The organism is Klebsiella sp. Q2 (assembly GCF_009900705.1).
GTDB classification, from domain to species: domain Bacteria; phylum Pseudomonadota; class Gammaproteobacteria; order Enterobacterales; family Enterobacteriaceae; genus Klebsiella; species Klebsiella quasipneumoniae.
The window spans coordinates 659,092-674,489 of the sequence record NZ_JAAABE010000001.1; the positions used below are offsets into that span (position 1 = coordinate 659,092).

At 57.2% G+C, this 15,398-nt stretch carries 12 protein-coding genes and 2 pseudogenes; 7 read left to right on the forward strand and 7 right to left on the reverse strand.

Features of this window, described 5'->3' with window-relative positions:
* Positions 1-6: 6 nt before the first annotated feature.
* From GT756_RS03405 to GT756_RS03420, 4 genes are read left to right on the forward strand one after another with little or no spacing between them, the layout of a single operon-like run.
* Complete coding sequence (locus GT756_RS03405) at positions 7-327, forward strand: PTS fructose-like transporter subunit IIB (RefSeq protein WP_064189309.1); 321 nt, start codon at positions 7-9, stop codon at positions 325-327.
* Between the two features lie 50 nt (positions 328-377).
* Positions 378-2,675 (forward strand): formate C-acetyltransferase, encoded by a 2,298-nt coding sequence (locus tag GT756_RS03410; protein ID WP_048294455.1) that lies wholly within the window; start codon positions 378-380, stop codon positions 2,673-2,675.
* The gene (locus tag GT756_RS03415) at positions 2,641-3,516 is read left to right on the forward strand and encodes a [formate-C-acetyltransferase]-activating enzyme (protein WP_064189310.1); all 876 of its coding nucleotides are present in this window, start codon (positions 2,641-2,643) and stop codon (positions 3,514-3,516) included. Before GT756_RS03410 ends, GT756_RS03415 begins: the two co-directional genes overlap by 35 nt.
* Positions 3,517-3,531: 15 nt before the next feature.
* A complete protein-coding gene (locus GT756_RS03420) occupies positions 3,532-3,873 on the forward strand; it encodes a PTS fructose-like transporter subunit IIB (RefSeq protein WP_004201460.1) in 342 nt (113 codons plus the stop codon).
* A gap of 13 nt (positions 3,874-3,886) precedes the next feature.
* Here GT756_RS03420 and GT756_RS03425 read toward each other — a convergent pair whose 3' ends face one another.
* Positions 3,887-4,654 carry a phytanoyl-CoA dioxygenase family protein gene (locus GT756_RS03425; RefSeq protein WP_064189311.1) on the reverse strand — a complete coding sequence of 256 codons (768 nt, stop codon included), beginning with the start codon at positions 4,652-4,654 and terminating at the stop codon, positions 3,887-3,889.
* A gap of 261 nt (positions 4,655-4,915) precedes the next feature.
* Between GT756_RS03425 and GT756_RS03430 the strand changes: the two genes are divergently transcribed.
* Positions 4,916-5,749 carry a helix-turn-helix transcriptional regulator gene (locus tag GT756_RS03430; protein ID WP_032455802.1) on the forward strand — a complete coding sequence of 278 codons (834 nt, stop codon included), beginning with the start codon at positions 4,916-4,918 and terminating at the stop codon, positions 5,747-5,749.
* A gap of 17 nt (positions 5,750-5,766) precedes the next feature.
* On the opposite strand, the gene GT756_RS03435 is transcribed toward GT756_RS03430, so the two are convergent.
* The 4 genes from GT756_RS03435 to GT756_RS03450 form a co-directional block, all read right to left on the reverse strand.
* Positions 5,767-6,666 (reverse strand): GGDEF domain-containing protein, encoded by a 900-nt coding sequence (locus GT756_RS03435; protein WP_017899473.1) that lies wholly within the window; start codon positions 6,664-6,666, stop codon positions 5,767-5,769.
* 244 nt (positions 6,667-6,910) lie between these two features.
* Complete coding sequence (locus tag GT756_RS03440) at positions 6,911-7,939, reverse strand: ABC transporter ATP-binding protein (protein ID WP_004201455.1); 1,029 nt, start codon at positions 7,937-7,939, stop codon at positions 6,911-6,913.
* A gap of 1 nt (position 7,940) precedes the next feature.
* A complete protein-coding gene (locus GT756_RS03445) occupies positions 7,941-9,515 on the reverse strand; it encodes an iron ABC transporter permease (protein WP_023317876.1) in 1,575 nt (524 codons plus the stop codon).
* 21 nt (positions 9,516-9,536) lie between these two features.
* Complete coding sequence (locus GT756_RS03450; RefSeq protein ID WP_064189314.1) at positions 9,537-10,553, reverse strand: iron ABC transporter substrate-binding protein; 1,017 nt, start codon at positions 10,551-10,553, stop codon at positions 9,537-9,539.
* A 400-nt stretch (positions 10,554-10,953) separates the two neighbouring features.
* Between GT756_RS03450 and GT756_RS26105 the strand changes: the two are divergent.
* Positions 10,954-11,568, forward strand: a pseudogene (locus GT756_RS26105) (CSS-motif domain-containing protein); the annotation flags it as partial.
* A 159-nt stretch (positions 11,569-11,727) separates the two neighbouring features.
* A pseudogene (locus GT756_RS26110) lies at positions 11,728-12,489 on the forward strand (EAL domain-containing protein); the annotation flags it as partial.
* 43 nt (positions 12,490-12,532) lie between these two features.
* On the opposite strand, the gene GT756_RS03460 reads toward GT756_RS26110, so the two are convergent.
* On the reverse strand, positions 12,533-12,874 hold the full coding sequence (locus GT756_RS03460) for an STAS domain-containing protein (RefSeq protein ID WP_064189367.1): 342 nt from the start codon (positions 12,872-12,874) through the stop codon (positions 12,533-12,535).
* A gap of 64 nt (positions 12,875-12,938) precedes the next feature.
* Positions 12,939-15,365 carry a glycogen/starch/alpha-glucan phosphorylase gene (locus GT756_RS03465; RefSeq protein WP_048294451.1) on the reverse strand — a complete coding sequence of 809 codons (2,427 nt, stop codon included), beginning with the start codon at positions 15,363-15,365 and terminating at the stop codon, positions 12,939-12,941.
* Positions 15,366-15,398 lie beyond the last annotated feature (33 nt).

A 15,398-nucleotide genomic window follows, 5' to 3' on the forward strand; every position in this document is an offset into this window, starting at 1 on the left:
CAGATTATGACCCACATTATCGCTGTCACCGCCTGCCCGTCGGGCGTGGCTCACACCTACATGGCCGCCGAGTCGCTGGAAAGCGCCGCCAAAGCCAAAGGCTGGCAGGTTAAAGTCGAAACCCAGGGCTCAATCGGCATTGAAAACGAACTGACCGCCGAAGAGATCGCCACCGCCGATATGGTCATCCTGACCAAAGATATCGGTATCAAATTCGAAGAGCGTTTTGCCGGGAAAACTATCGTGCGCGTCAATATCAGCGATGCAGTCAAGCGCGCCGACGCCATTATGAACAAGATAGACAGCCATCTTTCTCAGCGTACCTGAAGCCTTACAAGGGGCGCCCTCGCGCCCTTCGCCACCACATGGAGTTTGTCATGACGAATCGTACTCAACGCCTGAAAGCCAGCCTGTTCGCCCAGCCGCGCGAAATCTCCCTGGAGCGCGCTCTGCTGTATACCGCCAGTCATCAGCAAACGGAGGGCGAACCGGTGATTATTCGCCGGGCGAAGGCCACCGCCTGGATCCTCGATAAGGTAGACATTTCGATTCGTGATGATGAACTGATTGCCGGCAACCGGACCATCAAACCGCGGGCAGGCATTATGTCGCCGGAGATGGATCCCTACTGGCTGCTCAACGAACTCGACGCCTTTCCGACCCGGCCGCAGGACCGCTTCGCGATAAGCGAAGAAGATAAGCAAATATACCGCGAAACGCTGTTCCCCTACTGGGAAAAGCGCTCAATGAAGGATTTTATCAACGGCCAGATGACCGACGAGGTCAAGGCCGCCGTCAGCACCCAGATATTCAGCGTGAACCAGACCGATAAGGGCCAGGGCCATATCATCATCGACTATCCGCGTCTGCTCAATCATGGCCTCGGGGCGCTGGTGGCGGAGCTAAAAGCCCACTGCGAGCAGCAACCCGGGAACCACTTTTATCAGGCGGTGCTGATCCTGCTGGAAGCCTCCCGGCGCCATATTCTGCGCTACGCCGCGCTGGCCGAGGAGATGGCTGGGCACTGTCAGGACCCGCAGCGTCAGCAGGAGCTGTTAACCATCGCCGCTATTTCGCGCCACAACGCGGAGCACCGGCCAACGGACTTCCCCCAGGCCTGCCAGCTGTTCTGGTATATGAACATCATTCTGCAGTACGAATCCAACGCCAGCTCAATTTCACTGGGGCGTTTTGATCAGTATATGCTGCCGTTTTATCAGGCGTCGCTGAATGAGGGTCAGGATCCGGCGTATCTCAGGGAGCTCCTGGAGTCGCTGTGGGTGAAATGCAACGATATCGTGCTGCTGCGCTCCTCGAGCAGCGCGCGCTATTTCGCTGGTTTTCCCACCGGCTACACTGCCCTGCTCGGCGGACTGACGGAAACCGGGCGCAGCGCGGTCAATGCGCTGTCGTTTTTATGCCTTGATGCCTATCAGAACGTGCAATTGCCGCAGCCGAATCTTGGCGTGCGGGTCAACGAGCTGATTGACCGCCCGTTCCTGCGTAAAACCGCTGAAACCATCCGCCTGGGCACCGGCATTCCACAGATTTTCAACGACGAGGTGGTGGTCCCCGCCTTCCTCAATCGCGGCGTGTCGCTGGAAGACGCCCGCGACTACGCGGTGGTCGGCTGCGTCGAGTTGTCGATCCCTGGCCGCACCTACGGCCTGCATGATATCGCCATGTTCAACTTGCTGAAGGTTATGGAACTGGTCCTGCAGGAAAATGAAGGGCAACCTGATGTCAGCTGGGAAGGACTTATCAGTCAGATCCGTGACAAAATTCGTTATTACATCAAGCTGATGGTCGAGGGCAGCAATATCTGCGATATCGGCCATCGCGACTGGGCGCCGGTCCCCCTGCTCTCCTCGTTCATTGAAGATTGCGTCCGGCACGGCAAAGATATCACCGCCGGCGGCGCGCGCTATAACTTTTCCGGCGTCCAGGGCATCGGGATCGCCAACCTGAGCGATTCACTGCACGCCCTGAAGGGGATGGTTTTCGATCAGCAGCGTCTCAGTTTTGACCAACTGATGGCGGTCCTGAAGGCCAACTTCCGCACGCCGGAGGGGGAAAAGATCCGCGCCCGGTTGATTAACCGTTTTGAGAAGTACGGTAACGACATCGACGAAGTCGATAATATTAGCGCCGATCTGCTGCGCTTTTACTGCAAAGAGGTGGAGCAGTACCTGAACCCGCGCGGCGGCCATTTTACTCCCGGCTCCTATACCGTCTCGGCGCATGTGCCGCTGGGCTCGGTAGTGGGGGCTACCCCGGACGGGCGGCTGGCCGGCGAACAACTGGCGGACGGCGGCCTGTCGCCGATGGTCGGTCAGGATGCTCAGGGGCCGACGGCGGTGCTGAAATCGGTCAGCAAGCTGGATAACTATCTGCTGTCGAACGGTACGCTGCTTAACGTCAAATTCACCCCGGCAACGCTGGCCGGCGACGGCGGGCTGAACAAGCTGGCAGACTTTTTACAGGCTTTCTGCAAGCTCAAGCTGCAGCATATTCAGTTTAACGTGGTCAATGCCGACACCCTGCGTGAAGCGCAGCAGCGGCCGCAGGACTTTGCCGGCCTGGTGGTGCGCGTCGCGGGCTACAGCGCCTTCTTTGTTGAGCTGTCGAAGGAGATTCAGGATGACATCATCCGCCGCACCGCGCATCAGCTGTGAGGTGATCGAGACGCGCGCCGATCGGGCGCGTATTTTTAACCTGCAGCGCTACTCGCTCAACGATGGTCAGGGGATCCGCACGGTGGTCTTTTTCAAAGGCTGCCCCCACACCTGCCCGTGGTGCGCCAACCCGGAGTCAATGTCGCCGAAGATCCAGACCCTGCGCCGGCAGAGCAAATGTCTGGGCTGCACCCGCTGTCTGCAGGACGTCGCCGAGTGTCCCTCCGGGGCATGGGAGCAGATCGGTCGCGACGTGACGCTGGAGAACCTCCTTCAGGAGGTGCTCAAAGATGAAGTCTTCTTCCGCGCCTCCGGCGGCGGTGTCACCCTCTCCGGCGGGGAGGTGCTCATGCAGGCCGGGTTTGCCGCCCGTTTTCTTCAGCGCCTGCGCCAGTGGGGGATCCGCACCGCCATCGAGACCGCCGGCGACGGCGCCTTTGACCGTTTGCTGCCGGTGGCTGAATCCAGCGACGAAGTGCTGTTTGATTTTAAAATCATGGATCCTGAGCTGGCGCGGTCGCTGCTGCGAATGAATCAGCCGCGGGTACTGGACAATTTTCGCCAGCTGGCGACAAGAAACATCAATCTGATCCCGCGGGTGCCGCTGATCCCGGGTTACACCATGAGCGTGGATAATTTTCGCCAGATACTGGCGTTTCTCGCGCCGTTCGCGCTAAAAGAAATGCACCTGTTGCCGTTTCATCAATATGGCGAGCCAAAATACCGTCTGCTGGGCAAACCCTGGGCGCTGGCCAGCGTGAAAGCGCCTGGCGAAGCGGACATTCAACCTTATCGGATAATGGCCGAAGCGGCCGGATTCCACGTCACTATCGGCGGTTAACGCCAGGAGGATGTTATGGACTTCAATATTGTCGCCGTCACCGCCTGCGTCAGCGGGGTGGCGCACACCTATATGGCTGCCGAACGGCTGGAAAAGGTCGGTCATCATGAAAAATGGCACCTGAAGGTGGAAACCCAGGGCGCGCTCGGCGTTGAAAATCGCATTACCGCAGAAGATATCGCCCGCGCCGAAGTGGTGCTGCTGGTGACGGATATCGAAATTGACGACGCCCAGCGCTTTAGCGGCCTGCGGACGATTAAAACCAGCATCAAGAGCTTCCTGCTGCAGCCGCAGCAGATCGTCGAGGCCGTGAAAAGCATCATGAAAAAGCCGGTCGTCTATGTAGAACTTCCCTGACCGGCGACGAGTCTTACTCTACATCCAGCAGCCACTTTTGCGCTGGCGTCAGGCGGCTTGCCGTTTCCGGCGTCAGCCAGCGCCGCTGGTCCTGCTGCGGCGTATCCGCGCGATCGATATATAACCCATGCAGCACGCGTCGTCGGCTACCCTCACGATTACGGGTACCGCCGTGCCAGGCGTGGGCGTTGTAGATCATCACGCTGCCGGCCGGCGCAGCAAACACAATCTCGTCTGGGTGGGCCTGTTCCGGGTCGTCCAAGACTTCTTCCGGCAACTCCGGCCGCAGGTGGGTTCCAGGGATAATCCGCGGCGCGCCGTTAGCGGCGCTTAAATCGTCTATCGCCCAGATGGTATTCACCAGGTGGACTTTGGGAAAATCCGAGCGCGGCTTTTTCCAGTCGGCGTGCAGCGGCTGGTGACCGCCGTTATACAGCGCCTCACGCGCATTAAGGCTGGAGACTTTAAAATCACCGTTGAAGATATAGCGGCAGGCGGAGAGGATCAGCGGGTGGGACCAGACTTTCTCCCAGATAACCCCCTTATTCACCAGGTTGGCGATCCGCGTCGCAGTCGCTTCCTGATGGTGTTCCATCGCCAGATTGTCGCCTTCACGCTCAACCAGGGTATCAATTAGCCGGCGCATTTCGCTCAGCCACTGGGCGTCAACGACGTTATGCACGACGGTGTAGCCGAGGGTGTCGAGTTCATGTTTCATTTGCGCACTAAGCACCTGACTGGCGCCTAACGCATCGAGAAAACTAGCCGATGGTGAGTTCATTTTGCGTTCCTTTTTAACGTTTCGATAACACAAACAAACTCTACTGGTCCATCCGCGGCATGACAGGAGGCGAGCGCTACGAAAAACTGGACATACGTACGCGAGCCACCGAAGTGTGATGGGCATCAACAATCGCCTCTCCGGCGATGCATGCGCGGCGCCTGGCAGGGAATTCGCTGCGCAAATTGACGAAACAAACGCTGTCTGGGGATAAAAAATAGATTACCATCAACAGGATAATGCGCATGCTGAGGGCAAAGAATGATTGAAGATCTGCCAGATATTCTGCATCGGTTAATCAGTCAAAAAGATCATTTACAGGTGAGATTTCCTGAGCCGGATATCTCCGTCCCTGCCCTCGCCCTCAACGTGCCGTTTCCGCGTCTGGAAATAGTGCTGGAGGGCCAGCTCAGTGAACAGGGGCTGCCACTGGCCGCCTCGACGTTAACCACTTTACAGGTGCTGTACGTGCAGGCGGGAAAATGGACGCTGCCGCAGTGGACCGGCCCGGCCACCACCCTGAGTATTCTGTTTGGTCGACAGAAGCTGGGGTTCAGTATTCAGCGCTGGGACGGGAAAAGCCTGCACACGGAAAAGCAAAGCGTTGCCCGCCTTGGACCGCGCGTGGGCTCTTACCTGTTGCTGAGCCTGAACGAAGTCAGCCTGCAGCCCGATCCGCTGACCGCGCGGTTGGTGGTCGCCGCGCTGCTGAGTCACTGTCGCGAACAGCTGGTTGGGCTGGAAATGCGCGTCAGTCGCAGCCGGGATCTGTTTCTCGCCGTTCAGGACTACCTCGAGGAAAATCTTAGCCTGCCGCTGACGCGGGAATCGGTGGCCAGACGTTTTCACATCACGCCCAACTATCTTTCGCATATTTTTCAGAAATCAGGCTCGGTGGGATTTAACGAATATCTGACCCGGGTGCGTCTGGAAAAGGCAAAACAGCTGCTGCGCGGCTACGACCTGAAGGTGAAAGAGATCGCCCATAACTGCGGCTTTGTCGACAGCAACTATTTTTGCCGGGTCTTCAAACGCTACACCGAGCGTTCGCCGTCAGAGTATCGGCGACACTGCCGCAGCACGCAGCAGACCTAACCTGCCGTGTCGGAATATTACGCCCACTCCACGCGCCCACGCCCGTTGTGCTTGGCCTTGTACAGTGCCTCGTCGACTTTGCGGATAAACGTCTCCTGCGCTTCACCCGGCCGCCAGGTTCCCACGCCAATGCTGATCGACAGCGGCGCCTGATGATTGATCAGGATGGTGCGGGCATTGTCGAGGATCGACTGCGCCAGGGCGTGCAGTTCAGGCTCCGACAGGCCATCGACGATAATGGCAAACTCTTCCCCACCAATACGCGCCGGCAGGACCTGCTCGCTGGTCAGTTTCGCCAGCTGTTTCCCCAGGGAAAATAACACTTCATCCCCCACCAGGTGGCCCCAGGTATCGTTGATTTTCTTGAAAAAATCGATATCCAGAATCATGAGCCCCAGCGCATGCCCGGACTTTTCGCGAATGGTATCGATGAAAAAACGGCGATTGGGCAACTGAGTGAGCTCGTCCTTCAGTGATTGCGAGCGCGCATCAACGTACAATAGGTTGATGCGCTCAATAATTTTGTAGACGCCCACCACGGTCAGCAGCATCCCGGAGAGGCGCAGCAGATCTTCGCAGTAATAACCCATCCAGCGCGGCTGAACCACTATCTCATCCATCACATCGAACGTGCCGCCAGCAATCCACAGCAGCAGCCCATAGCGCACCCAGTTGACGGCGATATGGCTCATCCGCACCTTTGCTGAGCTCCACAGCATAAACACCAGAAACAGCAGCGCCAGCAAATCGATATAGAGCCCGGGGTTGGCCAGGATCTCACGCCACGTGCCGATCGGCGGCGACACCAGCGCACAGCCGACAGCGACGGCGACGATGACCAGCAGCGCAGGCAGCAACGTACCCCGCGCCAAAGCGGACGGAATGGAGCGATTCGCAGGAGTATGGCATTCAGGCATAACGATGTCTCACGGTAACAACAGGGCCGATCGCGGGACAGGATAGCAGTTAAGCGCAGCGGGACGAATGAAAAAGCGACGCGCCGACAAAACGGCGATGAGGTAGACTGACCCCGCGGAATTGTTCCAACGTACTACCACTCCATGGCGACGAGGTCAGTGGCGCGGATACTATCGGCTAAATCCGCCAGTTGATTAGCTTTCCGTGCGGCGCCACCGATATCCGGCGGCGCCTGCTCAGAGATTAGCCGCTGAACACGCGCGCCTTGCCGCTGACCGTCAGTCGCACCGTCGCGCCTGGCTGCCACGCCGGCTGGCTTACGGTTCGCAGAACAATCGGCCGATCGTGCCCGGACATCGACAGCGTCAGCGTGGAGAGCTGGCCGGAGAAATCAACATCGCGGATGGTGGCAGTACTTTCCTGTGGTCCGCTCACGCTGACGCTCAGCTGCTCCGGACGCAACATCACCTTACCTTCACCAGCAGGATGCGCTGCGTCTGTCGCCAGGTCGCCCAGCGCGCAGCTGGCCCGCCCGGGGCTCAGCCGTGCGGGGAGGATCAGGGCATCGCCGAGAAACAACGCTGTCTCTTCGTCCACCGGCTGCGAGTAAACCGCCAGCGGGGTACCCACCTGGGCGAAACGTCCCTGGCGCATCACCGCCACCTGTGTGGCGAACGACAGCGCTTCGGTCTGGTCATGAGTCACCAGAATCGAGGCGATGCCGGTCTCCGCCAGCAGATCGGCGGTCGCTTTGCGTGTGCTGGCGCGCAGTCCAGTGTCCAGGGCAGAAAAGGGCTCATCGAGCAGCATCAGCGCCGGCTGCTGGGCCAGGGCGCGAGCCAGGGCCACACGCTGCTGCTGGCCGCCGGAGATCTCATGCGGCCAGTGGCGCGCCAGGCTATGGTCAAGGGCGACCATCTCCATCAGTGCGCCCACCCGACGACGTTTTTCCTCGCGGCTGGCGTCCAGCCCCCAGGCGATATTGTCCGCGACATTGAGGTGAGGAAATAGCGCCCCCTCCTGCGGAACGTAGCCGATCCGTCGCTGGTGGGCAGGAACAAACACGCCCTCGGCAAACAGAGGCGCGCCGTGCATCACGATGCGTCCGCTGTCGGGCGTTTCGAAACCGGCAAGGATGCGCAGCAGCGTGGTTTTTCCCGAACCCGACGGACCCACAATTGCCGTCCGGCTACCCGGAGCCACCTGAAGATGAATATTATCGAGGACCTGCGCATCGGCGAAGGATTTCGAAACAGAAGACAATTCCAGCATGTTACAACCCTGCCATTTTTTTCGACTGCATATAGAGAACCGCCGTCAGCGGCAGCGAAATGATGATCATCAACAGCGCGTAGGGCGCCGCCGCCACATAGTCGATCTCGCTGGTTAACGCCCAGAAACCGGTCGACAACGTGCGGGTGCCTAACGGCGAGAGAAGCAGCGTGGCGGTAAGCTCATTGCTGACGCCAAGGAACACCAGCGCGGCCCCGGCGGCCGCCCCCGGGGCGGCAAGTCGCATGGTGATACTCCACAGGGCGCGGGCCGGGCTGCGTCCGAGACTGCGGGCGACGTTTTCCAGCTCCACCGGCGCCTGGGCGATACCGGCGCGCAGGTTAATCAGCGCCCGCGGCATAAACATTAACAAATAGGCCAGAAACAGCGTCACTTCGGTCTGGTACACCGGACGGGCATAGTGGATGGTGACGGTGACCAGCGCCAGCGCGGTCACAATGCCGGGCAGCGAGCTGGTGATGTAATTACACCCCTCCAGCAGGCGGAACAGCGGACGCGGATAGCGCACGCCGAGCCAGGCGATGGGGATCGCGCAGACCGTCGTCAGCAGCGCCCCGCCCGCCCCCAGCAACAGAGTCTGGCGCAGGGAATGCCACAGATCGGCATGTAGCCAGTTATCGATACCGCCCAGCCACAGCCAGCGCCCCAGGACCAGCAACGGCACCCCCATCGCCAGCAGCACCAGCAGCAGAAGCAGCAGCTGCGCGCCGAAGGCGGCCCCTTTCCCCAGCACCAGGCGCTTCTGCTCGCGCGCCGCCCCGGCGCCGATACGCGCATAGCGCGCTTTACCACGCGAAGCGCTCTCCAGCAGCAGGATCGCCAGACAGCACAGAGCCAGCACGCCCGCCAGCATATTGGCGGCCGGACCGCTGAAGGTCGACTGGAACTGATCGTAAATGGCGGTAGTGAAAGTATCGAAGCGGATCATCACATACAGACCATATTCCGCCAGCAGATGCAGGGCCACCAGCAGCGCACCGCCGCAGACGGCCAGCCGCAGCTGCGGAAGCACCACCCGGAAAAACACTTTCCACGGCGGCGTGCCCAGCGACGCGGCGACATCCTCAAGGGTGGGATCGAGTCGGCGCAGCACGGCCGCCACCGGCATATAGATAAACGGATAGTAGGCCAGCACCGAGAGAAACACCCCAGCGCCCAGGCCATGCAGCGAGGGCACAGCGCTGATCCAGGCGTAGCTCTGGACAAAGGCCGGAATGGCCAGCGGGGCTACCGCCAGCGCCGACCACAGCTGCCGCCCGGCAAGCGCGGTACGTTCCGTCAGCCAGGCCAGCGTCACGCCAAGCACAATGCTGATGGGGACAGTCAGCACCGTCAGCCACAGGGTATTGCTGAGCAGTTCGCCTACCCGCGGGCGAAAGACCAGCGCTTTGATTGTCGGCCAGCCGGTATCGAATCCGACCGCCACCACAAACCCTAACGGCAACAGCGCCAGCAATGAAAACAGGAGCGCTAAGGCAACCATCGGAAATGCAGGACGCCTGCGCTCAGGCAGGCGTCCTGTTTTCTTTCCGAGCGACAGACTCAGAACAGACATAGCAACATCACTTCCTCAGGATCAGAGCAGGCCAGCCTGCGTCATCAGTTCAATGACCTTTTTACTGTTCAGCGAGGAAGGTTCCACCTTCGGGGCATCCAGATCTTTCAGCGGGGTCAGTTTCGGGTTAGAGGCCGCGTCTACCCCCACCGCATATTCGAAGGCGTTATTGGTGCGCAGCGCATCCTGTCCCTGCTTACCGGTGATCCATTTAATAAAGGCCTGCGCCTGTGCTTTATGTTTGCTGGAGGCCAGCACGCCGCCGCCGGAAATGCTGACGAAGGCCCCCGGATCCTGGTGTTTGAAGTAATACAGTTGGGTGTTTTTGCTGTTCTCGCCGGTTTTTGACTGGTCAACGAAGCGATAGTAATGATAGATCACTCCGCCGTCGATCTGCCCGGCGTTGACCGCTTTCATCACCGTGCTGTTGCCTTTATAGGCGACAAAGTTGGTTTTCATCGCCTTCAGCCAGTCGAGGGTCGCCTGCTCACCCTTCAGCGCCAGCATCGCGCTGACGATAGCCTGGAAATCAGCCCCCGATGGCGAAGCCGCCCAGCGGCCCTTCCACTCCGGTTTTGCCAGATCCATCAGCGAGTGCGGCAGCTTCGCCTCGCTGATTTTTGCCGGGTTATAGACGAACACGGTGCTACGCGCGGCGATGCCAATCCAGCGACCGTGCTGAGGGCGATATTGTGCCGGAACCTGCTGCAGGGTGGCCGCATCCAGCGGGGCAAAAAGTTTGGCGTTATCAACCAGCACCATCGACGGTGAGTTCTCGGTCAGAAACACATCAGCTGGCGACGCGGCGCCTTCCTGAACCAGCTGATTACCCAGCTCGCTGTCATCGCCATTGCGCAGCGTGACTTTAATACCAGTCTCTTTCGTAAATCCATCCACCCACGACTTCACCAGATTTTCGTGTTGGGCGTTGTAGACCACAATCCCGTCCTGACCGTCAGCCGCCATCCCCTGCGGCGCCAGAAACAGAGAAGCGGCAACCAGCGCTGCCGTACAGAGGGGCGATAAGCGAGATTTCATGAACGCATCCTTAATGAACCAGGGAAATTAATGGTAAATAGCCTGAGCGGAGAGGATTAAATCACAGCAAAAAAAGAATGATAATGAAAACAATTATCATAAACTTAAAAAAGCAAAAAATAGCGCAAGCACGCCACTACGGACTGGAAAATGCTAATAACCAGCCGGCCCAGAAAAATATATTAAGAAAACATTAATTTTTTATTTTTATTACCGGCAGAAGAGGTACGTAGCGTCAACGCGATATAACCGGCCTTTGTCGGCAGGTATTGTGATAGCGATCATATTTTTATGATGCACCGTCATCGCGGAAGTTATCTCCCTTCTACGATCATAGAAAAGCCTTTACTGCCAGAGAGATGGTTCACTTTATGCACAAACACCATTGCATGCCCAACAAATGAAAGAGATAAAGCGACGAAACGCATGGATTGCCTTTTCCCTGGCGCTGGTGGTATTTCTGGCTGGCGTGTTCGTAATAAACTGGCAACTGTGGCATTCCGATCAGGCCTCGCATGTCGCCACCGCCCGTCAGGCGGCAAAGAAAATCGCCGTTATTCTGGATGAGGCCCGCGCAGCAACGATGACGGCGATGAACGTTAGCCGCGGCGGTTGCTCCGTGCAGGGCCAGTTTCAGCTCGGGACCGAGGCCGCCCTGCAGCCGCATCTGCGCACAATTGTGCTGGTAAAACAGGGCCAGGTGTGGTGCTCGTCGCTGCCGGGCAATCGGGTACTGATGCTCCATCCTGAGTCTTTACCCGATGAGCCACTGCAGCTGCTGCCCGCCAGAATGATGGTGAATAAGCGGCCAGTGCTGATCTATCACACTCGTTCGGCGCAGGTAAGAGTCATTGTCAGCATCAGCGATATCCATTTGCGCGATGCCTTGTATAGCGATGAGGATAACGGCGGGCTGGCACTTTTGGTTCAAAATCAAATGATTGCCAGATATGGCGATGTGAAGCCACTCAACGCTGGTCCGAACCAGGATATTTTTAGCTCACCAGACTATCCATTTCATATTGCCTATCCTGAGTCGCCTTTTTTTAGCCCCGGCCGCTTATTTCATAATGGGTCCGGGCTGCTGATTTTTATTTTCTCTGTTTCGTTGCTGTTTTATTTTCTGTTGCGCAAATACCTCAATGTCTATACCTCAGAAGAGGAGAGGCTGCGCTACGCCATCGCTCAGGGCGCTATCGTTCCCTACTATCAACCGCTGGTGAACGGCAAAACCGGAGAGATCTATGGCGTGGAAATCCTCGCCCGCTGGCCAAACACCACGGCGCAGTGGCGTTCGCCCGCTGAATTTATTCCGCTGGCCGAGCGTACTGGGTTGATTATCCCACTCACTTGTAGCCTGATGGCGCAGGTCGCCGCCCAGATGAGGCCGATCTTCAGTAAGCTGCCGGACGGGTTTCATATCGGCGTCAATATCAGCGCATCACATATCAACGCTCCGTCGTTTATCGATGACTGCCTGCACTTTCAGCGCGGCTTTGAGGGCACAGCGGTGAAGCTGATGCTGGAGATCACCGAACAGGAGCCGCTGTTGCTCAACGAGGCGGTTGTCGACAAGCTCAACGCGTTACACTCCCGCGGGTTTTCCATCGCGCTGGACGACTTTGGCACCGGCTATTCCGGGCTTTCCTATTTGCATGAGCTGGTTTTCGACTATATCAAAATCGATCAGAGCTTTGTCGGCCGGGTGACTGACGAGGCGCCGTCAAGCAAACTGCTGGACTGCGTGATAGAGATGGCGCGGACGTTGTCACTGCGCATCATTGCCGAGGGGGTCGAAACTCAGGCTCAGCTAGAGTATCTCAATCGCCAGAATATTCATCTGTTGCAGGGCTACTTTTTCTGGAAGCCGATGCCCTACGTCGCGCTGGTGATGCTTCTGCTGAGCAAACCAAAGGCGCGGATTATCGAAGAATGAACGGGCGATCGATAATCCGCGGCCTTCCAGGCCTGCCTGAGCGTCATTTCGCAGTCAACAGGTTCAGTGCATCCTGACGAGTCTCTTTAATCGAAAAGACGCGATCCATGCGGGTGAGCTTGAACAGGTTTTGGATTGTCCCATTGACCGAGCAGAGCACCAGCTCTCCCTGCCCACTGACGCTCTTGAGAATGGATACCAGGGCGCCCAGGCAGCTACTGTCTATGAAATCGACGTGGCTCAGGTCCAGCACCAGTTTTTTCGTCTGACCGTCAAGGGCCACAAGAACCTGCTGCTTAAACGCTGATGCGACGGAAGCATCCAGCCGGCGAACCAGGGGGACAATGACCTTGACGCCCTGCTCAGTATGTAATTCAACGTTCATGTTCATCCTCAATGTTGGCTGATAACCGTCGACGCGTCCCTGCTCTGTTCGGCATGTGTTCTCTTTAGCACCTGATACCCCAAATATCCCTGGCGTAGCCGCGGATGGTTCGGTCGCTGGAAAATTCCCCCATCCGGCAAATATTGAGCAAGGCCCGGCGATGCCACTGATCCGGCTGTTCAAAATCGGCCATTGCCTGCCGTTGCACCAGACAATAACTGTCGAAATCCAGCAGATGGCAGTAATGATCGGCCCCTGTCAGCATCTGATGCAGCGGCGCAAACAGCTCGCGATCGGCTGAAAACAGCCCGGACACCAGGCTATCGACAACACGCGCGATAGCCGGGTTGTCATGATAGAACCCATGATGCCGCCCAAGGCGTCGGCTCTCTTCAATCTCTTCCGCCACCGCGCCAAACAGATAAAAATTCTCGCTCCCCACCGCCTCGCGGATTTCGATGTTCGCCCCATCATAGGTGCCAATAGTTAACGCCCCGTTCATGGCAAACTTCATATTGCTGGTGCCGGACGCCTCGGTGCCGGCGGTGGAAATTTGCTCAGAGAGATCCGTGGCGGGAATGATTTTCTCCGCCAGCGAGACTTTATAATCTTCGAGGAATACCACTTTAAGCTGCCCGGCAACCTGCGGGTCACTGTTAATTTTTCGGGCAACGGTATTAATCAACTGAATAATCAGCTTTGCCATCCGATAGCCTGGCGCCGCTTTACCCGCAAACAGATGCACCTTTGGCGCGATAGTGCGCCCGTTCTCTTTGATATCCAGATACAGCGCGATCACGTGCAGAATATTGAGCAACTGGCGCTTGTATTCATGAATACGTTTGACCTGACAGTCAAACATCGCCAGCGGATCCAGCGCGATGCCGTAGCGTTGAGCCACCAGCTCGCTGAGTGCGGTTTTATTGGCAAATTTTATGGCCCGGATACGCTCAATCACGGCTGGCTCGCTGGCCAGCTCCTCCAGGCGGGAAAGCAGGGGTAAATCAGTTGGCCACCCTTCCCCCAGTTGTTGCTGTAAAAATTCTGCCAGGCCCGGGTTAGCCTGCTGCACCCAGCGACGCGGCGTGACGCCGTTGGTCTGATTAATGAATTTCTCCGGGGTCATAAAATAGAAGTCGGGCACCAACTGTTTTTTGACCAGTTCCGAATGCAGCCACGCTACTCCGTTAACGCGGTGGCTACCGACAATGGCCAGATTAGCCATGCGAATTTGCTTATCGTGATGCTCGTCAATTAAAGACAGTGAAGATAACAGATGAGGTTTATCCGGCCAGCGCCGGGCCACCTCTTCAAGGAAACGATGGTTAATCTCAAAGATAATCTGCAAATGACGCGGCAGTAGTTTCTCAAACAACGACACCGGCCAGGTCTCCAGCGCTTCCGGCATCAGCGTATGATTGGTATAGGCGCAGGTATTTTGCGTTATCTCCCACGCCTGCTCCCATGGCAGTCGGTATTCATCGACCAGGATCCGCATCAGCTCCACCACCGCTAATGCCGGATGGGTGTCATTAAGCTGTATAGCCACATGCTGCGCTAGCAAAGTAATGTCGTCATTAACCTCGGCATAGTCACGAAAAATATCCCGTAGCGTACAGGCCACCAAAAAATACTCCTGCGTCAGACGCAGCTCTTTTCCGGTCAGGACCTCATCGGAAGGATAGAGTATTTTTGAAATATTCTCCGAGGCGATTTTCTCACTTACTGCCTTAATATAATCCCCGCGATTAAAAATATGGATATTAAAGGAGTCAGAGGCCACCGCGCTGTAAAGGCGCAGCGTGTTAGTTGATGTATCCCGGTAGCCGGAAACAAAATAATCATGGGGAATACCGATGATGGTTTTCCAACCGAGCCACATCGGATTGTAGTTGCCATCAATATCTTCGCTGTGCTCAATATATCCCCCCAGCGGGATCAGAATTTGCTGAGCGTGATGCTCCACCAGCCATGGGGAATGCATGGAGTGCCAGTCATCAGGATGCTCGACCTGCTGATCGTTTTGAAAGGACTGGCGAAAAAGCCCATATTCGTATTTGATGCCATGCCCGGATGCGGCAATATCAAGGGTGGCCATCGAGTCGATAAAGCAAGCGGCTAAACGGCCTAACCCGCCGTTACCCAGCGCGGCGTCAGGCTCCTCGTCAAGGATCAGTTCAAGATCAAACCCCAGGTCATTGACCACCAGGCGCATCTCGTCCAGTAAATTCATATTCACCAGGTTATTACGCAGCGACTGGCCGAGTAAAAATTCCATCGACAGGTAGTAAACGCGCTTTTTTCGCTCTTCGCGCTGCCGCGCCTGGCTCGTCAGAAAATGGTCCTGCTGAAAATGACGAATGGCTAGCGCCACCGCGTTAAAAATATCGCCATTTGTCGCTTTATTTAAGCTAACACACAGCGTGTATTTTAATTTCTGTTCAACCAACGCCCGTAATGCTTTGATATCTTGCGGGTTAATGACAGGCATGCTGACCTCACTGGTCTCTGTTTCTGCGAAAGC